The following is a 20,692-nucleotide window of genomic DNA, read 5'->3' on the forward strand; positions in this document are numbered from 1 at the left end:
CCGCGCCTTTGTCCCAGGTCGCCCCTTCCCTGCGGCCATGAGCGCACCCTGTTACAGCACCCTCGAGGCATCATGAGCGACTTCACCCCCGGTCAGCGTTGGATCAGCGACGGCGAGGCCGAACTCGGCCTAGGCACCATCCTCAACTGTGACCCGCGCAGCGTGACCGTGCTGTTCGGCGCCAGCCAGGAAACCCGCACCTACAGCAGCCGCCAGGCCCCACTCACGCGCGTGGCCTTCGGCAGCGGCGATCGCATCCGCGCCGCCGAAGGCTGGACGCTGACCGTCGATGACACCAAGGAGGTCGGTGGCCTGATCGTCTATATCGGCGAAAACGAACAGGGTGAGCTCACCGAACTTTCCGAGGCGCGCCTGGCCGACAGCATGCAGTTCGACCAAGCCCGCGACCGCCTGCTCACCGGCCAGGTCAACCGCAACGACTGGTTCGACCTGCGCTTTCGCACCCTGCATCACTACCACCGCGTGGAGCAGAACCCGGCGCTGGGCCTGGCCGGCCCGCGCATCGACCTGATTCCCCACCAGCTCTATATCGCCGACGAGGTCTCCCGGCGCCACGCCCCCAGAGTGCTGCTGGCCGACGAGGTAGGACTGGGCAAGACCATCGAGGCCGGCCTGATCCTGCACCGCCTGCTGCTCACCGGCCGCGCCGAGCGCGCGCTGATCCTGGTGCCGGCGAGCCTGACTCACCAGTGGCTGGTGGAGCTGCTGCGCCGCTTCGCCCTGGAGGTGACCCTGCTCGACGAGCAGCAGAGCCAGGCCCACGGCGACACCAACCCCTTCGAGGCCGGCCAGCTGGTGCTGGCCAGCCAGGACTGGCTGTTCGCCAACCCCCATCGCCAGGCCCAGGCTCAGGCCTGTGCCTGGGACCTGCTGATCGTTGACGAGGCCCACCACCTGGACTGGAGCGAGGAACAAGTGGGGCCTGGCTATGCCTGCGTGGAGGGCCTCGCCGCCGGGAGCGAGGGGCTGCTGCTGCTCACCGCCACCCCGGAGCAGATGGGCATGGAGAGCCACTTCGCCCGCCTGCGCCTGCTCGACCCCAACCGCTACCACAGCCTGGCCGCCTTCCGCGAGGAGGAGTCCCACTATGTGGCGGTGGCCGAGGCGATCGACGCCCTGGAGCGCCTGCCCGGCCTTGCTGCGGATCGCGAGCGCATCGCCGCGGTGATCGACGAGCCCGACGGCCTGGCGCTGCTCGACACCCTGACCGACCCCGAGCGCGGCGATGACCAGCATGCCGCCGCCCGCAACCAGCTGCGCGAGGCGCTGCTCGACCGCCACGGCACCGGCAGGGTGATGTTCCGCAACAGCCGTCGCCATGTGGGCGGCTTCCCCGAGCGCCGCCTGCATGTCACCGAGCTTGCGCCCCCCGCCGCCTATCGCCGGGTGCTGCGCAAGCTGGGTCACGACGAGGACTATCTCGACGACCTGCTGATCGAGAGCGGCCTCGACCACCCCGAGGTGCTGATCTACCTGGACGCCATATACCGCGCCCTATCCGATGACCCGCTCAACGAGGAGCCCTGGTGGCAGATCGATCCGCGGGTCAGTTGGCTGCTGGAGCGCCTGGCCGACGATGATGAGGGGGGGCTGGCCGGCGACAAGGTGCTGGTGATCGCCCACGACCGCGAGACCGCCCAGGGGCTGGCCGAGGCGTTGCGCGTGCTGGGGGGCTATCACGCCCCGGTGTTCCACGAGGGGCTCTCGCTAGTGGAACGCGATCGCGCCGCGGCGGCCTTCGCCGATGAGGAGGAGGGCTGCCAGGTACTGGTGTGCTCGGAGATCGGCTCCGAGGGGCGTAACTTCCAGTTCTGCCGCCACCTGGTGATGTTCGACCTGCCGCTGCACCCGGATCAGCTGGAGCAGCGCATCGGCCGCCTCGACCGCATCGGCCAGCGCCACGCCATCGAGATCCACGTGCCGGTGTTCGCGGCCAGCCCCGGCGAGAAGCTGCTGCGCTGGTACCGCGATGGCATGGACGCCTTCAGCACCCCCCACGGCATCGGCAACGAGATCTTCGATGCCTTCGGCGACGCCCTGGCCGATGCCCTGCTCGATGATGAGGCGCTCGACGAGGTAGTGACGGAGACCCGGGCACTGTTCGAGAGCCGCCTGGCCGAGCGCGAAGCCGGCCGCAACCGCCTGCTGGAACTCAATGCCTGCCGGCACGAGCGTGCCGCGGCGGTGGCCGCGGCGATCGGCGAGCTGGATGAGGACCGCGCCCTGCCCCGCTACCTGGACCTGGCGCTGGATATCTTCGGTGTCGATAGCCAGGAGCTGGGTGGCGGCATCCAGCACCTGGTGGCGGGCCCGCAGATGCTCGACGGCCTACCGGGCCTCGCCAAAGGGGAAGAGGGCTTCTCCGCCACCTTCTCCCGGACGCGGGCGCTGGCCCGGGACGACATCCAGCGGCTCTCCTGGGAGCACCCCATGGTGCGCGAAATGATGGGGCGCATCCTCGACGGCAGCATGGGCAACACCGCCCTGGCGCTGCTCAGGCATCCGTCGCTGCCACCCGGACGCATGATGGTGGAACTGATCTACCGCACCCACTGCCCGGCACCGAAGAAGCTGCACCTCAACCGCTTCCTGCCGCCCACCGCGGTGCGCGTACTGCTCGACGAGTCCGGTGCCAACCTGACCGACAAGATCTCCTTCACCGGGCTCTCGAAGAACCTGCAGAAGGTCAAGAAGGCCATGGCCCGGGATCTGATCCGCAGCCGCCTGGAGCCGCTGCGCGAGCTGCTCGATCGCGGCGAGGGCGAGGCGGAGCGCGAGCTGCCCTCCATCGTCGAGGCCGCCCAGGTGCGGATGCGCGAAGAGCTCGACGGCGAGTTGTCGCGCCTCACCGCGCTGGCACGCCGCAACCCAGCGGTGCGCGAGGAGGAGCTGGCGGCGCTGCGCGACGAGCGCGCCGCCCTGGACGCGGCCATCGAAGGGGCGCGGCTGCGCCTGGACGCCGTCCGGGTCATCGTCACGGTGGGTGAGGAGACGCGCTAGCCCAGGATATCCGCCAGGGCGGCCTCCAGGGTCTCGTACTCGAAACGGAAGCCGGCCTCCTGGAGCCGCTTCGGGCGCATATCGGCGCCGGTCAGCAGCAGCCGGGCCATCTCGCCGAAGGCGGTCTCCAGCACGATGGCGGGCACCGGGAAGAGCGCCGGGCGCCCCAGCTGCTTGGCCAGGATGCGGGTGAACTCGGCGTTGGTGACCGGGCGGGGGGCGCTGCCGTTGAAGGGCCCTTCGAGGTCATCACGCTCGAGCAGAAAGAGGATGGCGCGCACCAGGTCCTCGCGGTGGATCCAGGGCATGAACTGCTTGCCCGTACCGAAGCGCCCGCCCAGCCCCAGCCTGAAGGGGGGCAGCATCTTCTGGAGGCTGCCGCCACCCTGGTCCAGCACCAGGCCGATGCGCAGCCGCGCGACCCGCACCCCGAAGGCCTCGGCCTCGCCGGCGGCCTCCTCCCAGCGCCGGCAGAGGCGGTGGGCGAACTCGTCGTGGGGCGGCGTCTCCTCGCTCACCTCACGGTCCCCCTGGTCCCCGTAGTAGCCCATGGCCGAGGCCGAGACCAGCACCCTGGGCATCCGTGCGCCGGTCTGCCGAAGCTGCTCGCAGAGACCGACCAGCTCCCGGGTGGCGTTGAGCCGCGAATCCAGCAGTTTCTCCTTCTGGCGGTCGCTCCAGCGCTTGGCGGCGATGGACTCCCCGGCCAGGTTGACCAGGGCATCGGAAGGCGTGTCGACGAAGTCCAGCGCCGAGCGGCGCACATCGACGCCCTCGGGCAGCCGGCGCCGTGCGGCCTCGGGATCCCGCGAGACCACCTGCACCCGGTGCCCCGCCTCGGCCAGCCGCGGGCATAGCCGTTGACCCACGAATCCGCTCCCTCCGGTGATCAGCACGCGCATCTGGGTCTCCTCGCATCCGCGATGAGTTATACAGCTGTTGTACACTTCTGCTAGTCTAGCGGAAAACCATCCTCGAGGGTGCCATGCACTCGGCTACGGAGCCATACCGCCATCGTCGGCGCTGGCCAGCCCCCGCTCGGCGATGCCCTGACAGGAGGATCACCCACCACATGAACGAGCCGACCCCGCACGGCGGCAAGAGCCCGCTCTACCCGATTCGAGAGGTGTCGCGCCTCACCGGCGTCAATTCCGTGACCCTGCGCGCCTGGGAGCGCCGCTACGGGCTGATCAAGCCACGCCGCACACCCAAGGGGCATCGCCTCTATGCTCGCGAGGATATCGAGCGGGTGGAGCAGATCCTGCAGTGGCTCAACCGCGGGGTCCCGGTGAGTCAGGTACGTGAGCTGCTCGATCGTCCCGATATCGCCGAGGCCGAATCGCCACCCCCCGACCCCGGCGACTGGCCCGCACAGCGCAGCCGCCTGGTCGGCGCCGTGGAGGCACTGGACCTGGCGAGACTCGAGACCCTCTATGCCGAGTCGCTGGCGCTCTATCCGGTGACCACCTGCGTGGTCGAGCTGTGGGCGCCGGCAATACGCGAGCTGGAGGAACGCTGGGGCGAGCGGCTGGGTGACGAGCTGCAGCGCCGCACCCTGGAGTCCTTCCTGCGCACGCGCATCGGCATGCGCCTCTATCACGGCAATGCCCTCGTCGAGGGGCCCACCCTGTTGGCCATGCCGCTGCCCGACGACCCCGGCACCCTGTGGCTGCTGCTGGCCGCGCTGGTAGCCGGCGACCGTGGCCTGAACGTGCGGCTGCTCGACGTCGCGCCACCTCTAGGCGAGCTGCCCCTGGCGGTGGAGCGCCTGAGCGCCAGCGGCGTTCTGCTGGCCGGCAGCCATGCCGGGCGCACCGACCTGATCCGCCGCCAGTTGCCGCGTCTGGCGGAACAGCTGGCGGTCCCCCTCGGGCTGTGTGGCCCGGTGGCACGCATTCGACAGGCCGACCTCGACGACAGCGGTGTGGCGGTGCTGGGAGATGACCTCGGCGAAGCGATCACCCGGCTACAGACCCTGCTTCCCATTGCCTGACAAGGACGACTGACGGAGCGACCATGACGCCGACCCTGATGTGGTTTCGCAGCGACTTGCGCCTGCATGACAACCGCGCCCTGGCAGCGGCGTCCCGGCGCGGCCCGGTAGTGGCGGTGTATCTACGCGCCCTGCCCCACTGGCAGCGCCACGGCCACGGCGCCAATCAGCTCGACTTCCGCGCCCGGGGCGTGGCCGCCCTGAAGGAGGACCTCGAGGGGCTCAATATCCCGCTGCTGCATCGCGATATCGACGACTTCGCCGAGGCCCCCGAGACGCTGTTGGCCATCGCCCGGGAGACCGGCGCCAGCGGGCTGCACTTCAACCGCGAGTACCCGGTGGACGAACTCGCCCGGGACGCCGCGGTGATCGAGGCCTTCCGGGCGGCGGGACTCGAGGCCCATGGCCACCATGACGCCGTGGCCTTTGCCCCGGGGGAGCTGCTGACCGGCAAGGGGGACTACTACGGCGTCTTCACCCCCTTCGCCCGGGCCTGGCACCGCCGCCTCGACGCCGAGCGCCTGGCGCTCAGCGACACCCCTGTCCCCCAGGCACCCACCGGTATCGAGAGCGACCCGCTGCCCGAACTGCCCGAACTCGCCGACACCCCCATCGACGGCCGCCAGTGGCCCGCCGGCGAGGCGCCGGCCGCCGACCGCCTGGAACGCTTCCTGCGCTTCCGTGGCCGCCATTACGCCAGCCAGCGCGACTTCCCGGCCATCCGCGGCACCAGCGAGCTCTCCCCCTATCTGGCGCTGGGCATGATCTCCCACCGCCAGTGCCTGCAGGCGGTGCTTGCCGAGAATGACGGCAGCCTGGGCGAGGGCAATGCGGGCCTCGTCGCCTGGGTCAACGAACTGGTGTGGCGGGAGTTCTACCGCCATGTGGCGGTGGGCTTCCCGCGGGTCTGCCGCCACCGCCCCTTCCAGCGCCATACCGAGGCGCTGGCCTGGCGCGACGACGAGGCGGGCTTCGCCGCCTGGTGCGAGGGGCGCACCGGCTATCCCATCGTCGATGCCGCCATGCGTCAGCTCGTCGCCACCGGCTGGATGCACAATCGCCTGCGCATGATCACCGCCATGTTCCTCTCGAAGCACCTGCTGGTCGACTGGCGCCACGGCGAGGCCTTCTTCCTGCGCCACCTGGTGGATGGCGAGTTCTGCGCCAACAACGGCGGCTGGCAGTGGGCCGCTTCCACCGGTACCGACGCCGCCCCCTACTTCCGCATCTTCAACCCCACCACCCAGTCGCGCCGCTTCGACCCCGACGGCCGCTTCATCGCCGAGTGGCTGCCGGAGCTCGCCACGCTGCCCGCCAAGGCGCGCCATGCCCCGTCCCGGGACCTGCTGGGAAGCAGCGGCTACCCGGCGCCCATCGTCGACCACAAGGCGGCCCGCGCCCGCGCGCTGGACGCCTTCAAGGCCCTCAAGGCCCTCAAGGCCGACTGACACCACCCCGCGGAGAGATGCCATGTCGGACGACCCCCAGCTGGAGGCCTTCTGTGCTTTCTTCAATAAGCTTGACAAAAGCTGTACAGAAAGACTCTACAAGTTCTATACTCATGACGTCGTCTTCCAGGACCCACTGCACCGGATAGAGGGCGCAGAGGCCCTAGAGAGGTACTTTTCCGCCTTGTACAGCAACGTTACATCGTGCCGCTTCGCCTTCCACGAGCGGCAGCGCAACGGTCGGGAGGCCTTTGCCAGCTGGACGATGTACCTGACCCACCCGCGGCTCGCGGGCGGCAAGGAGTACGCGGTCGAGGGGTGCTCCCACCTCACCTTCGCGGAGGACGGCAGCGGCCGGATCGCCCGCCATCGCGACTACTTCGATGCCGGCGACCTGTTATATGAAAGGCTGCCGCTCCTGGGCGGCGCCATTCGACTGATCAAGCGCCGGCTCGACGCCTGAAGGCAGCGGCCTCGGGCGCGGCAACCACCACCCGGAGGCTCCATGTCCGACCCCCAGCGCATCTGGCTCACCGGCGCCACCTCGGGCATCGGCCGCGCCCTGGCCGAACGCCTGCTGGCCCGCGGCGACCGTGTGGCGCTCAGCGGACGCGACGCGGCGGCCCTCGAGGCACTGGCCGCCGGCCACGACAACGCCCTGGCGCTGCCCCTGGACGTCACCGACCGCGTGGCGGTACGCGACGCCGGCCGGCAGCTCGAGGCGGCCTTCGGCGGACTCGACCTGGTGATCCTCAACGCCGGCACCTGCGAGTACCTCGACGCCCGGGAGTTCGACGTCGACCTGGTGGAGCGGGTCTTCGCCGCCAACTTCCACGGCGCGATCCACTGCATCGATGCCGCCCTGCCGCTGCTGCGACGCGCCCGGACCCAGGGGGGCCGGCCGCTGCTCGCCGCCACCTCAAGTGCCGCGGCCTACCTGCCGCTGCCCCGGTCCGAGGCCTACGGCGCCTCCAAGGCCGCGTTGAGCCACTTCCTGGAAGCGCTGCGCCTGGACCTGGACGCCGAGGGGATCGACGTCAGCGTGATCCATCCCGGCTTCGTCAGGACTCCGCTCACCGACCGCAACGACTTCGCCATGCCGATGCGGATCGAGGTCGACCAGGCCGCTGAAGCGATCCTCGCGGGCCTGGCCAGGCACCGCCTGGACATCCACTTCCCGCGCCGCTTCACCCTGCTGGTCAAGCTGGCGGGCATCCTGCCCGCTCCCCTGCGCTATCGACTGGGGCGGCGCCTGGCGCGGCCCGAGACCGCCACAGAGACTCGCCCATGAATGCTCGCCCTCCCCATGCCATGGCCCGCCAGCGTATCGCCATGGATAGCCGGCAGGCCACCATGTCCAAGCGGCGCGTTGCCGTGGTCGGCAGCGGCATCGCCGGCATGGCCGCCGCCTGGTACCTCTCGGGCCGCCACGAGGTGACGCTGTTCGAGGCCGATAACCGCCTGGGTGGCCACACCGCCACCGTGGATGTGGAGCTCGAGGGTCGCCACTACGCCATCGATACCGGCTTCATCGTCTTCAACGACTGGACCTATCCGCACTTCCAGCGGCTGATGCAGCGCCTCGGAGTGCTCACCCAGCCCACCGAGATGAGCTTCTCGGTACACGAGACGAGCCGAGACTTCGAGTACAACGGCCATACCCTGACCAGCCTGTTCGCCCAGCGCCGCAACCTGCTGCGCCCCAGCTTCTACGGCCTGCTGCGTGAGATCCTGCGCTTCAATCGCGAGGCGATACGAGCCATGGACGACGGCACGCTCGACCCTGCCATGACCCTGGGTGAGTGGCTCGAGAGCAACGCCTTCGGCGAGGCCTTCCAGCGCCGCTACCTGCTGCCCATGGGGGCGGCGATCTGGTCGGCGAGCCTGAGCGACCTGCGCGACTTCCCGCTGCAGTTCTTCGTGCGCTTCTTCCGCCACCACGGCCTGCTGTCGGTCAACGACAGGCCCCAGTGGCACACCCTGGTCGGCGGTTCGCGCAGCTATATCCCGCTGCTCACCGCGCCCTACGCGAGCCGCATCCGCCTGTCGACACCGGTACGCGGCATCCGCCGGCTGGCCGACGGCGTGGCGTTGCGCAGCGATCTGGGAGTCGAGCACTTCGACGAGGTGGTGCTGGCCTGCCACGCCGACCAGGCGCTGGCGCTGCTGGAGGACCCGAGCCCCGCCGAGCACGAGATCCTCGGCGCCCTGCCCTACCAGGACAACGAGGTGGTGCTGCATACCGACACCCGCCTGCTGCCGCGGCGGCCTCGCGCCTGGGCGAGCTGGAACTACCGCCTCGACGGCCGCGACGAGGCGGCCAGGGTCTCGGTGACCTACGACATGAACATCCTGCAGCGCCTGGAGGCGCCCCACACCTTCTGCGTCACGCTCAATGACAGCGACGCCATCGCGCCGGAGAAGGTGCTGGGCCGCTTCACCTACGCCCACCCCCAGTTCACCCTGGCCGGCGAGGCGGCCAAGGCGCGCCACGCCGAGATCTCCGGCGCCGCCTTTCGCACTCACTACTGCGGCGCCTACTGGCGCAACGGCTTCCACGAGGACGGCGTCTGGAGCGCCCTGCGCGTGGCCCATGCTCTGGGTGGTGACGAGGCGGGGCCCGAGGGAGTCGCGGAGTTGCTGAGCCCGGTGGCAAGGGAGGCCGAGCACGCATGATCGCCACGCCCCGCTCACGCATCTACCGCGGCGAACTGCGCCATCGACGCTTCCTGCCGCGCGAGCACGCCTTCAGCTATGGGGTGTGGATGGCCTGGCTCGACCTCGACGAGCTGCCTGAACTGTTTGACGGGGTACCCGGTTTCAGCGCCCGGCGCCCCGCGCTGGCGCGCTTCCGTCGCGAGGACTATCTGGCTCCCCACGACCGGCCATTGAAGCAGGCGGTGCGCGAGGAGCTCGTGCGGCAGCTGGGCGACACCCCCGACGGCCGCATCTGCCTGCTGACCCAGCTGCGCACCCTGGGCCTGGGCTTCAATCCCATCTCGCTCTACTACGCCTTCGACGCCGCGGGCGCGCTGCGCGCGGTGCTGGGTGAGGTGAGCAACACGCCCTGGGGGGAGCGCACCCGCTACGCCTGCACGGTGGACCCGGCCCGCCACTCCCACGGGGCCGAGTTCGCCAAGGCGATGCACGTCTCGCCCTTCAATCCCATGGACATGATCTACCGCTGGCGCTTCAACACCCCCGGCGAGCGCCTGCTGATGCATATGGAGAACTGGCGCGAGGGCGAATGCCACTTCGATGCCACCCTGACCCTGACGGCCAGTCCCGCCACCCGTCGCGTGTTGCTGGGCACCCTGGCCCGCCAGCCGTGGATGAGCGCCAAGACCCTGGCCGGTATCCACTTCGAGGCGCTGCGCCTGTGGGCCAAGCGCGTGCCGATCCATGACCACCCCGGCGCCGACGCCGACCGTTCGTAGGAGAGACCGACGTGAACACGCTGCGCTCAGCCACCGCCCCCCGTCCCCTGACGGACGATGCCGACCGCCTGACCCGCTGGTTACGCCCGCGCCTGCTGGCCGAGCTGGACCGCCTGGAGGGCGGCACGGTCACCCTGATCGAGGGGCACCGCCGGCACCGCCTGGGCCAGGGCGGGCCACTCACGGTCACCCTGGTGGTGCGCGACAGCCGGGCGTGGAAACGCCTGGCGCTGGGCGGCACCGTGGGGGCGGCGGAGTCCTACATGGACGGTGACTGGGATGCCGATGACCTGGTCGCCCTGGTGCGGCTGTTCGCCGCCAACCTGGAACGGGTCAACGGCGAGATCGAGACCGGCACCGCCCGCCTGGGTCGCTGGCTGCTGGCAGCCCTCTACCGCCTGCAACGCAACAGCCTCTCGGGGTCGCGGCGCAACATCTCGGCTCACTACGATATCGGCAACGAGCTGTTTGCCACCTTCCTGGACCGCGACCACCGCATGTACTCCAGCGCCGTCTTCCCCTACCCCGAGGCGAGCCTGGAGGAGGCTTCCACCTTCAAGCTGGACATCATGCTCGAGCGGCTCGACGTGCGCGCCGAGCACCACCTGCTGGAGATCGGCACCGGCTGGGGCGGGCTCGCCATCCACGCGGCGAAGACCCGCGGCTGCCGGGTCACTACCACCACCATCTCCGATGAGCAGTACGCCCATACCGCCCGGCGCATCGAGGAGGAGGGCCTGGGCGAGCGCATCACCCTGCTCAAGCAGGACTATCGCGAGCTGGTGGGGCGCTACGACCGACTGATCTCCGTGGAGATGATCGAGGCGGTGGGCCATCAGTATCTGGAGACCTATCTCGCCACCCTGGACCGCCTGCTCACCGATGACGGCCTGGCGATGCTGCAGGCGATCACCATCCGCGACCAGCGCTTCGAGGCCGCCAAGCGCGAGATGGACTTCATCAAGCGCCATATCTTCCCGGGCGGCTTCCTGCCCTCCCATCACGCCATCCTGCGTGGCCTGACCCGAAGCACCTCGCTCAATGTGCTGGCCCTCGACGAGATCGGCCCGCACTACGCTCGCACCCTGCGCGAGTGGCGCCAGCGTTTCGAGGCCAGCCTGGAGAGGGTGCGCAACCTGGGCTACGACGAACGCTTCATCCGCATGTGGCGCTACTATCTCTGCTACTGCGAGGGGGGCTTCCTGGAACGCACCATCGGCACCTGCCACCTGTTGCTGGCCAAGCCCGGCGCCCGCCCCGCGACGCTCACCGGCAATGCCTGAGTCGGATCGACGGCGCTCGACGCCGCGCCTGGTGGCCAACCTGCTCGCCTTCGAGGCGGGCTGGCTGGCCTGCGTGCTGGGCGGCAGCCTGGTGGGCGCCGCCGCGGCCGGCCTGATTCTTGCCGCCCACCTGCGCTGGCAGGCCTGGCCAGGCGAGTGGCGCTGGCTCGTCGGTTTTGCGCTGCTGGGCCTGGCAGTGGACGGCGGCCTGACCCTGGCCGGCGGCTTTCAATTCCACACCGACACCCTCGCCCTGGGACTGCTGCCGCCCTGGCTATGGCTGCTGTGGCCACTGTTCGCTACCCTGCTGCACCACTCCCTGGCATGGCTCTGGTCACGCCCCTGGCTCGCCGCCCTGGGTGGCGCCATCAGTGGCCCGGCCTCCTACTACGCCGGCGCGGCGCTCGCCGGCGTGACTCTCGCCCCCTGGCTGCTGCCGGCCCAGGCGCTGGTCTGGGCCGGCCTCTGCCTGTGGCTATGCCGACGCGTGAGCGGCCGCCTCCCCTACCAACGCTGAGGTCATGAAGGCCTGGACACCGCTGCTTGCGTGCATTCCCCCTGCACGGACAGTAGACTAGGCTACTAACAACATTCGACTCTCGGAATGACTCAGTGACCAAGCAACACTCCTTCAACCGCGAAGAACTGCTGGCCTGCTCGCGAGGCGAGCTGTTCGGCCCCGGCAACGCCCAACTGCCGGCCCCCAACATGCTGATGCTCGACCGCATCACCTCCATCACCGAGAAGGGTGGTGAGCACGGCAAGGGCGAGCTGCTCGCCGAGCTCGATATCACCCCCGACCTGTGGTTCTTCGACTGCCACTTCCCTGGCGACCCGGTGATGCCCGGCTGCCTGGGCCTGGACGCCATGTGGCAGCTGGTGGGCTTCTACCTGGGCTGGCTCGGTCATCCCGGTCGCGGTCGCGCCCTCGGCTGTGGCGAGGTGAAGTTCACCGGCCAGATCCTGCCCGACGCCTCGAAGGTCACCTACCGGATCAACATCAAGCGCATCATCACCCGGCGCTTGATTCTCGGCATGGCCGACGGCACCGTTTCCGTCGACGGCCGCGATATCTACCAGGCCAACGACCTGCGCGTCGGCCTGTTCACCTCCACCGCGAACTTCTGACCAGGAGGCTTCCATGCGACGAGTGGTAGTCACCGGCCTCGGCATCGTCTCCTGCCTGGGCAACGACCGACAGCAGGTCCTAGAGGCGCTCAAGGAAGGGCGTTCCGGCATTCGCTTCAAGGAGGAGTACGCCGAGCGAGGCTTCCGCAGCCAGGTGGCCGGCGTGGTCGATATCGACCTCGACGCCCTGATCGACCGCAAGCTGCGGCGCTTCATGGGCGATGCCGCCGCCTACGCCTATGTCAGCATGGCCCAGGCCATCGAGGACTCGGGCCTGACACCGGAGATGGTCTCCAATGAGCGCACCGGCCTGATCGCCGGCTCCGGCGGCGCCTCCAGCGCCAACCAGGTGGAAGCCGCCGACGTGATGCGCGAAAAGGGGCTGCGCCGTGTGGGGCCCTACCGGGTCACCCGCACCATGGGCAGCACCGTCTCGGCCTGCCTGGCGACACCGTTCAAGATCAAGGGGGTCAACTACTCGATCTCCTCGGCCTGTGCCACCTCCGCCCACTGCATCGGCAACGCCGTGGAGCAGATCCAGCTCGGTAAGCAGGACGTGGTCTTCGCCGGTGGCGGCGAGGAGGAGCACTGGACCCTCTCCTGCCTGTTCGATGCCATGGGCGCCCTCTCCACCCAGTACAACGCAACGCCGGAGAAGGCCTCGCGCCCCTACGACCAGGCCCGCGACGGCTTCGTCATCGCCGGCGGCGGCGGCATGCTGGTACTCGAGGAACTGGAGCACGCCCGCGCCCGGGGCGCCAGGATCTACGCCGAGGTGACCGGCTACGGCGCCACCTCCGACGGCCACGACATGGTCGCCCCCTCCGGCGAGGGCGCGGTGCGCTGCATGCGCCAGGCCATGGCCACCGTGGATGGCAAGATCGACTACATCAACACCCATGGCACCTCGACGCCGGTGGGCGATGTGGCCGAGCTCAAGGCGATCCGCGAAGTGTTCGGCGATACCACGCCGGCGATGAGTTCCACCAAGTCGCTGACCGGCCACTCCCTCGGCGCCACCGGCGTGCAGGAGGCGATCTACTCGCTGCTGATGATGGAGAACGACTTCATCGCCGCCTCGGCCAATATCGAGGCCCTCGACGAGCAGGCTGACGGCTTCGATATCGTGGCCCGGCGTCGCGACGGAGTGAAGGTCGAACGCGTGCTCTCCAACAGCTTTGGCTTCGGCGGCACCAACGCCTGCCTGGTGCTGGAGAAGTTCCGGGACTGATACCCCGGGTCAGTTCGAGCCGCAACGCAAGAGGCGCCCCACAGGGGCGCCTCTTGCGTTGGTGGGCCTCGGCCTGCGCCCCAAGTTCGGGTCACCGTGGCGCTCCGACGAACTCAGGCCGACTCCCGCGCCTGGTCACGCTCCGGCCTCGGCACCTCGGAGATCTCTGCCAGGGTCGCCTCGATCCACGCCTCCACCTCGAGCAGCACCTCCTCCGGCGTGCGCCCGGCGGTGGTGATGGGCTCCCCCACCACCAGCGTCAGCCGCCCCGGCGTCTTCACCCAGTGACGACCGGGCCAGCGCTCGCCGGCATTGTGGGCCACCGGCACCACCGGCACACCGGCACGACAGGCGATCACCGCCCCGCTCTTGTTGTAGCGCTTGCGGCTTCCCGGGGCGACCCGGGTGCCCTCGGGGAAGATCAGCACCGACAGCCCCTCCTCCAGGCGCTGCTTGCCCTGGGTGAGCACCTGCTTGATGGCCCGGGAGGGGCGCGAGCGATCCAGGGCGATGGGGTGCAGCAACCGCAGGCCCCAGCCGAAGATCGGCAGGCTCAACAGCTCCTTCTTGAGCACCGTGCACACCGGCGGATGCAGCAACTGCAGATAGACGGTCTCCCACTCGGACTGGTGATTGGCGAGGATCACGCAGGGTCCGGCGGGCAGATGCTCGCGCCCACGAAATTCATAGCGTACCCCGACCACCAGGCGGAACCAGCGCATGATGAAGTGGTTGTAGAGGTTGAGCAGACGATAGCGGGAACCGAGCGGCAGGAAGGGGGCTGGCGGCAGGAAGAGCACGCCACACACCAGCATGGCGGTGAAGTAGCCCAGGTAGAAGATGAGGCTGCGCAGCACGTTCATGATGCGCCCTCCTCCCTACCACACGCCGGAATATTGGCGCGACACCAGGCGTCGAGCATATTGCTCAGCTCCAGCCGCCAGGGCTTCTGATGCACGCCGAACACCTCCAGCACCCGTCGACAGTTGAGCACGCGACGCAGCGGATGGTCGTGGTGGTGGTGCATCGCGCGCAGCGAGCCCAGCTCGCGATGATCGCCGCGACCTTCCAGGCGAGTGGCCAGCTGGGTGCGCACCACCGAGACGAAGGTATAGACGCTTACCGGCTCGGTGCCGGCCAGGTGGTAACTCCCCCAGGCGCTGGCACCGCACTGCTGCTGCTGCAGCATGCCGATCAGCGCCAGGGCCACCGCATCCGCCGAGGTCGGGCAGCAGGTCACGTCGGCCTCGCCACGCACCTCACCGGCGGTGATCAGGGTATCGATCAGTTCATTGAGCCAGGCGTGGCTCCCCTCCAGGGCGAACAGTGGACCCAGCCGGACGATCAGATGATGCGGATGCTCGGCGCGGATGCGGTCGCCGGTGGCCACCAGCCGCCGCAGGCTCTCGTCCCGCGGCCGCGGAATCATGTGCTCATCGATGGGCTCGGCGAAACCGTCCTCGTAGAGCTGGTCGGAGACGCACCACACCAGCGGGATATCCGCCTGGCGGCACGCCTCCAGGCAACGCTCCACCGCCTCGGCGTGGGCCGTCACCTCGGCCGGCGCGGCGATGATCGGCCGCGACAGCGGCGGAATCACCAGGGCATCCGGCGCCACCTCCGCCAGCCAGGCGGGATCGAGCTCCAGGCCCTCCTCGATGGAGAGCTCGGTATCCGAGCGGTGGTTGGCCTCCCGGGCCAGGGCCAGGCTCAGGCAGTGGCCGGCATCCAGTACCAGCAGCTTCACGCGCGCACCTCCCTCGGCATGCCGTCAGCGAACCGACAGATCAGAACGGGATCTCGTCGTCGAAGTCGTCGAAGCTGCCCGGGTCGGGGGCCCCGAAATTGCCACCCTGCTGCTGGCCACCCTGGGCCGGGCGCTGCGGGGGCTGCTGGGGCGGACGCTGAGGGGCACCACCGCCCTGGGACTGGCCGCCGAAGCCGCCGCCTTGGGGTTGACCACCCTGGGGTTGACCACCCTGGGGTTGACCACCATAGTTGCCCTGCGCCGGCTGACCGCCCTGGGCCTGCCTCCCGTAGCCCCCCTGCTGAGGCTGGCCGCCGTAGCCCCCCCCCTGGAAATCACCACCACCGCCGCCGCCGCGGGAGTCGAGCATCTGCATGTCGTTGACCACGATCTCGGTGGTGTAGCGATCCTGCCCGTCCTGCCCCTGCCACTTGCGGGTCTGCAGGCGGCCCTCGACGTAGATCTTGCTGCCCTTCTTGAGATACTGCTGGGCGATCTCGGCGGTCTTGTTGAACAGCACCAGGCGGTGCCACTCGGTACGCTCCTGGCGCTGACCGCTCTGGCGGTCCATCCAGGTGTCGGTGGTGGCCAGGGTGAGGTTGGCGATGGCCGTCCCCGAGGGGCTGAAACGCACCTCCGGATCCTGCCCCAGGTTGCCGATGAGAATGACCTTGTTGACGCCACGGGCCATGAGGGACTCCTTGTTGTCAGAGAAGACGGTGTCATGAAGACGATGTCATGAATGCAGTATGTCGCGGGGCGCACCCGCGGCGTGGCGCTCGAGGCGCCGTGGAGGGCCGCCCTCAGGCGTGCTCCCTTCCCGTATCGATCAGTCTTGCCAGCGCCTCCTCGTCGAGGCGTTGGCGGTCCACCTTCAGGTAGGCCAGGCGCTCCTCCGGAACGACCAGTACGTCCTCGATGCCGGCCACCTCGGAGAACCTGGCCATCAGGGTCTCCAGGGCATCATCGCCGTGATCGTCGTCCAGGGCCACCACCTCGCTGACCAGATGCGGCGGCTGACGCATGCCCACCATCACCACCAGCCAGGCCGCGGTCAACGCCGCGGCGCCCAGGAACACCGCCGGCAGGCCCCACTGCTGGGAGAGCGCCCCGCCGAGCACGCCACCCAGGAAGGCACCCAGGAACTGGCTGGTGGAGTAGACTCCCATGGCCGTGCCCTTGGCACCGGCCGGGGCCAGCTTGCTGATCATCGACGGCAGCGTCGCCTCGAGCAGGTTGAAGCCGATGAAGTAGAGCAGCAGCCAGCCCAGCAGCCCCCACAGGCCGGCGCCGCCCCAGGCCATGCCCAGCAGGCTGACCAGCATCGCCGCGATGGCCAGCAGGCACATCGCCTTCATCTGCCGGCGCTTCTCGGCGATCACCACCAGCGGCACCATGCCGACGAAGGCCAGCAGCATCACGCCCAGGTAGGCCAGGCCGTGGCGCTCGCCGGGGAGCCCCGCGTCGAGCAGCCGGAAGGGAACCGCGACGAAGATCGCCATCAGCACCAGGTGCAGGGCGAAGATGGAGAGATCCAGGCGCAGCAGGTCGGGGCGCCCCAGGGTGCGCCCCAGCTGGGCGCGGTCGATTCCCACGTCGCGATGGCGCAGGCGCCGTGGCGCGGGGGGCACCAGCCGCCACAGCACCGGCAGCCCCAGGGCGGCCAGGGCGGCCGTGAACCAGAACACCCCGGAGAGGCCGAAGCTGGCCGCCACCAGCGGCCCCAGCACCATGGCCACGGCGAAGGCCACACCGATGGAGAGGCCGATGGTGGCCATGGCGGCGGTACGCACCTGTTCGCGGGTCTGGTCGGCGAGCAGTGCCATGATCGCCGCGGCCACCGCGCCGCTGCCCTGCAGGCAACGCCCAAGGATCACCCCGCCGATGGTATCGGCACTCGCCGCCACCACGCTGCCGAGCAGGAACAGCACCAGGCCGCCGGCGATCACCGGCTTGCGCCCCAAGCGGTCGGAGAGCAGCCCGAAGGGAATCTGCAGGGTGGCCTGGGTCAGGCCATAGATGCCCAGCGCCAGCCCCACCAGCAGCGGTGTGGCGCCGGCCAGGTCGTCGGCATACAGGGCCAGTACCGGCAGCACCATGAACAGACCCAGCATGCGGGTGGCGTAGAGACCGGCCAGACCAGTGATGGCACGCCGTTCGGCGGGGAGCAACAGCCCGGAGACCTTGCGCATAGGCGTAGCGAATCTTCCCTGGAGGGGCGTCGGGCGCCCAGGAGTGGACCGCCTATTCTAGCGGTTTGCCACCTACCGGGGAAAGTCGTCATCCAGCGTCGCTTTGCCGCCGCCGGACGCCGGCCCGTATAATCGACCTTTTGCCGCGCTCTTTTGCCGCGCTCATGAGGTAGGAATGGACAGGATTCTGGTCAGGGGTGCGCGCACCCACAACCTGAAGAATATCGACGTCGAGCTACCCCGCGACAAGCTGATCGTAGTCACCGGGCTCTCCGGCTCGGGCAAGTCATCGCTGGCCTTCGACACGCTCTACGCCGAGGGGCAGCGGCGCTACGTGGAATCGCTCTCCACCTATGCCCGCCAGTTTCTGTCGATGATGGAGAAGCCCGACGTCGACCATATCGAGGGGCTCTCCCCGGCGATCTCCATCGAGCAGAAGTCCACCTCCCACAACCCCCGCTCCACCGTGGGCACCATCACCGAGATCTACGACTATCTGCGTCTGCTGTTCGCCCGCGCCGGCACGCCGCGCTGCCCCGAGCACGGCGAGGATCTCGAGGCCCAGACCATCTCCCAGATGGTCGACCAGGTACTGGCGCTGCCCGAGGGCAGCAAGCTGATGCTGCTGGCCCCGGTGGTCAAGGGGCGCAAGGGGGAGCACCTGCAGCTCCTCGCCGAGCTGCGCGCCCAGGGCTTCGTGCGCGCCATGATCGACGGTCAGGTGCTGGAGCTCGACGACATCGCTCCCCTGGAGAAGACCCGCAAGCATGACATCAGCGTGGTGGTGGACCGCATCAAGGTCCGCACGGGCCTGCAGCAGCGCCTGGCGGAGTCCTTCGAGACCGCCCTGGGCCTCGCCGACGGCGTCGCCATCGCCCACTTCATGGACGGCGAGCAGGAGGACATCACCTTCTCGGCACGCTTCGCCTGCCCGGTGTGCGGCTACTCCATCGCCGAGCTCGAGCCGCGCATGTTCTCCTTCAACAACCCGGCCGGCGCCTGTTCGACCTGCGACGGCCTGGGGATACAGCAGGTGTTCGACCCGGAGAAGCTGATCAGCCACCCGGAGCTCTCCCTGGCCGAGGGCGTGATCAAGGGGTGGGACCGGCGCAGCGTCTTCTACTTCAACCAGCTCCAGGCCGTGGCCGACCACTACCGCTTCACCCTGGAAACGCCGTGGCAGGAGCTCGCCCGCCACGAGCGAGAGGTGATCCTCCACGGCAGCGGCCACGACGAGATCGCCTTCCACTACGTCAATGACCGCGGCCGCAAGGTCACCCGGGAGCACCCCTTCGAGGGCGTGCTGCCCAACCTACAGCGCCGCTACCGCGAGACCGAGTCGAGCATGGTGCGCGAGGAGCTGGCCCGCTACATCGCCGTGCAGCCCTGCCCCGCCTGCGAGGGGAGCCGGCTGCGCAAGGAGTCGCGCCATGTCTTCATCGACGAGCACAGCCTGCCCGAGATGGTGCGCCAGCCCATCGGCGATGCCTGGCGCTACTTCAAGGGGCTCGAGCTGCCCGGACGCCGCGGCGAGATCGCCGTCAAGATCGTCAACGAGATCCATGCCCGCCTGGAGTTCCTGGTCAACGTGGGCCTCGACTACCTCACCCTGGAGCGCAGCGCCGAGACGCTCTCCGGTGGCGAGGCCCAGCGCATCCGCCTCGCCAGCCAGATCGGCGCCGGCCTGGTGGGCGTGATGTATATCCTCGATGAGCCCTCCATCGGCCTGCACCAGCGCGACAACGACCGCCTGCTGCAGACCCTCGAGCGCCTGCGCGACCTGGGCAATACCGTGATCGTGGTGGAGCACGATGAGGACGCCATCCGCGCCGCCGACCACGTGCTCGACATCGGCCCCGGGGCCGGCGTGCATGGCGGGCGCATCATCGCCCAGGGCAGCCCCGAGGAGATCATCGCCACCCCCGAGTCGTTGACCGGCCAGTACCTCGCCGGCACCCGGCGCATCGAGGTGCCACCCTGGCGCATTCCCGGCAATCCGGAAAAGTTGGTGCGCCTCACCGGGGCCCGCGGCAACAACCTCCAGGAGGTCACCCTCGAACTACCGCTGGGCCTGTTCGTGTGCGTCACCGGCGTCTCCGGCTCCGGCAAGTCGACGCTGATCAACTCGACCCTGATGCCGATCGCCGCCCGCGAGCTCAACCACGCCACCAGTCTGACGCCGGCGGCCCACGATGGCATCGAGGGCCTCGATCAGCTCGACAAGGTGATCGACATCGACCAGAGCCCCATCGGGCGCACTCCGCGCTCCAACCCGGCCACCTACACCGGCATCTTCACCCCGATCCGCGAACTCTTCGCCGGCACCCAGGAGGCGCGCTCGCGAGGCTACAAGCCCGGCCGCTTCTCCTTCAACGTCAAGGGTGGGCGCTGCGAGGCATGCCAGGGCGAGGGCATGATCAAGGTGGAGATGCACTTCCTGCCCGACATCTATGTCCCCTGCGACGTCTGCAAGGGCAAGCGCTACAACCGCGAGACCCTGGAGATCGCCTACAAGGGCAAGAGCATCGACGAGGTGCTGGGAATGACCGTGGAGGAGGCGCTGGCATTCTTCTCGCCGGTGCCCGCCATCGCCCGCCGCCTGCAGACCCTGCTCGATGTGGGCCTCTCCTACATCCGCCTGGGCCAGAGTGCCACCACCCTCTCCGGCGGCGAGGCGCAGCGCGTCAAGCTGGCTCGGGAGCTGGCCAAGCGCGACACCGGCAAGACCCTCTACATCCTCGACGAGCCGACCACCGGCCTGCACTTCGAGGACATCCGCCAGCTGCTCAGCGTGCTCCACCGCCTGCGCGACCACGGCAACACCATCGTGGTGATCGAGCACAACCTGGATGTGATCAAGACCGCCGACTGGATCGTCGACCTGGGCCCCGAGGGCGGCGGCGGCGGTGGGCGCATCATCGCCGAGGGCACCCCGGAGCAGGTGGCCAACAATGCGGCCTCCCACACCGGGCGCTTCCTCAAGCCGCTGCTGGAGCGGGCCAAGGAGCACACGGCCAGGGCGAAGAGCACGGCGTAGGAGGCTGGCGCAAGGAGCAAGGAGCAAGGAGCAAGGAGCAAGGAGCAAGGAGCAAGGAGCAAGGAGCAAGGCAGCATGCTCCGGCCATCTCGGCACCCCATGGGGTTCCTTGCTTCTTGAAACTGGCCGAAGGCCAGCCTTGCCACTTGCCACTCAAAGAAAAAAGGTTCTTCGC

Annotated in this window: 17 protein-coding genes; 12 read left to right on the top strand and 5 right to left on the bottom strand. The window is 69.1% G+C overall.

Features of this window, described 5'->3' with window-relative positions; genetic code table 11:
* Window positions 1–72 precede the first annotated feature (72 nt).
* On the top strand, window positions 73–3,021 hold the full coding sequence (gene rapA / locus NFH66_RS14375; protein WP_349610883.1) for an RNA polymerase-associated protein RapA: 2,949 nt from the start codon (window positions 73–75) through the stop codon (window positions 3,019–3,021).
* Here the strand turns inward: rapA and NFH66_RS14380 are convergent.
* On the bottom strand, window positions 3,018–3,923 hold the full coding sequence (locus NFH66_RS14380) for a TIGR01777 family oxidoreductase (protein ID WP_349610884.1): 906 nt from the start codon (window positions 3,921–3,923) through the stop codon (window positions 3,018–3,020). The two genes, rapA and NFH66_RS14380, sit on opposite strands and share 4 nt — an antisense overlap.
* A 170-nt stretch (window positions 3,924–4,093) precedes the next feature.
* On the opposite strand from NFH66_RS14380, the gene NFH66_RS14385 reads away from it, so the two are divergent.
* The 10 genes from NFH66_RS14385 to fabB all read left to right on the top strand — a co-directional run bounded on the left by NFH66_RS14385 (window position 4,094) and on the right by fabB (window position 13,541).
* Window positions 4,094–5,014 carry a MerR family transcriptional regulator gene (locus NFH66_RS14385; protein WP_349610885.1) on the top strand — a complete coding sequence of 307 codons (921 nt, stop codon included), beginning with the start codon at window positions 4,094–4,096 and terminating at the stop codon, window positions 5,012–5,014.
* Between the two features lie 23 nt (window positions 5,015–5,037).
* A complete protein-coding gene (gene phrB, locus NFH66_RS14390) occupies window positions 5,038–6,462 on the top strand; it encodes a deoxyribodipyrimidine photo-lyase (protein ID WP_349610886.1) in 1,425 nt (474 codons plus the stop codon).
* Window positions 6,463–6,484: 22 nt separating this feature from the next.
* Window positions 6,485–6,925, top strand: a complete 441-nt coding sequence (locus NFH66_RS14395) for a nuclear transport factor 2 family protein (RefSeq protein WP_349610887.1) — start codon at window positions 6,485–6,487, stop codon at window positions 6,923–6,925.
* Window positions 6,926–6,967: 42 nt separating this feature from the next.
* Window positions 6,968–7,753, top strand: a complete 786-nt coding sequence (locus NFH66_RS14400) for an SDR family NAD(P)-dependent oxidoreductase (RefSeq protein ID WP_349610888.1) — start codon at window positions 6,968–6,970, stop codon at window positions 7,751–7,753.
* A 62-nt stretch (window positions 7,754–7,815) separates the two neighbouring features.
* The gene (locus tag NFH66_RS14405; RefSeq protein WP_502878680.1) at window positions 7,816–9,138 is read left to right on the top strand and encodes an NAD(P)/FAD-dependent oxidoreductase; all 1,323 of its coding nucleotides are present in this window, start codon (window positions 7,816–7,818) and stop codon (window positions 9,136–9,138) included.
* On the top strand, window positions 9,135–9,899 hold the full coding sequence (locus tag NFH66_RS14410; protein WP_349610889.1) for a DUF1365 domain-containing protein: 765 nt from the start codon (window positions 9,135–9,137) through the stop codon (window positions 9,897–9,899). Before NFH66_RS14405 ends, NFH66_RS14410 begins: the two co-directional genes overlap by 4 nt.
* A gap of 11 nt (window positions 9,900–9,910) precedes the next feature.
* The gene (locus NFH66_RS14415; RefSeq protein WP_349610890.1) at window positions 9,911–11,182 is read left to right on the top strand and encodes a class I SAM-dependent methyltransferase; all 1,272 of its coding nucleotides are present in this window, start codon (window positions 9,911–9,913) and stop codon (window positions 11,180–11,182) included.
* The gene (locus NFH66_RS14420; RefSeq protein ID WP_349610891.1) at window positions 11,175–11,699 is read left to right on the top strand and encodes a DUF2878 domain-containing protein; all 525 of its coding nucleotides are present in this window, start codon (window positions 11,175–11,177) and stop codon (window positions 11,697–11,699) included. Before NFH66_RS14415 ends, NFH66_RS14420 begins: the two co-directional genes overlap by 8 nt.
* Before the next feature lie 95 nt (window positions 11,700–11,794).
* On the top strand, window positions 11,795–12,310 hold the full coding sequence (fabA, locus tag NFH66_RS14425) for a 3-hydroxyacyl-[acyl-carrier-protein] dehydratase FabA (protein ID WP_349610892.1): 516 nt from the start codon (window positions 11,795–11,797) through the stop codon (window positions 12,308–12,310).
* A gap of 13 nt (window positions 12,311–12,323) precedes the next feature.
* Window positions 12,324–13,541: a beta-ketoacyl-ACP synthase I gene (fabB, locus tag NFH66_RS14430; protein WP_349610893.1), complete on the top strand. Its 1,218-nt coding sequence runs from the start codon at window positions 12,324–12,326 to the stop codon at window positions 13,539–13,541.
* 113 nt (window positions 13,542–13,654) lie between these two features.
* On the opposite strand, the gene NFH66_RS14435 is transcribed toward fabB, so the two are convergent.
* From NFH66_RS14435 to NFH66_RS14450, 4 genes are all read right to left on the bottom strand, one after another.
* Window positions 13,655–14,404 (bottom strand): lysophospholipid acyltransferase family protein, encoded by a 750-nt coding sequence (locus NFH66_RS14435; RefSeq protein ID WP_349610894.1) that lies wholly within the window; start codon window positions 14,402–14,404, stop codon window positions 13,655–13,657.
* Complete coding sequence (locus NFH66_RS14440; protein ID WP_349610895.1) at window positions 14,401–15,288, bottom strand: sugar nucleotide-binding protein; 888 nt, start codon at window positions 15,286–15,288, stop codon at window positions 14,401–14,403. Before NFH66_RS14440 ends, NFH66_RS14435 begins: the two co-directional genes overlap by 4 nt.
* 40 nt (window positions 15,289–15,328) lie before the next feature.
* On the bottom strand, window positions 15,329–15,979 hold the full coding sequence (locus tag NFH66_RS14445; protein WP_349610896.1) for a single-stranded DNA-binding protein: 651 nt from the start codon (window positions 15,977–15,979) through the stop codon (window positions 15,329–15,331).
* Between the two features lie 112 nt (window positions 15,980–16,091).
* On the bottom strand, window positions 16,092–17,480 hold the full coding sequence (locus NFH66_RS14450; RefSeq protein WP_349610897.1) for an MFS transporter: 1,389 nt from the start codon (window positions 17,478–17,480) through the stop codon (window positions 16,092–16,094).
* Between the two features lie 175 nt (window positions 17,481–17,655).
* On the opposite strand from NFH66_RS14450, the gene uvrA reads away from it, so the two are divergent.
* Window positions 17,656–20,517: an excinuclease ABC subunit UvrA gene (gene uvrA / locus NFH66_RS14455; RefSeq protein WP_349610898.1), complete on the top strand. Its 2,862-nt coding sequence runs from the start codon at window positions 17,656–17,658 to the stop codon at window positions 20,515–20,517.
* Window positions 20,518–20,692 lie beyond the last annotated feature (175 nt).

Origin of the sequence: Halomonas sp. H10-9-1 (genome assembly GCF_040147005.1) — a bacterium.
GTDB lineage: Bacteria > Pseudomonadota > Gammaproteobacteria > Pseudomonadales > Halomonadaceae > Halomonas.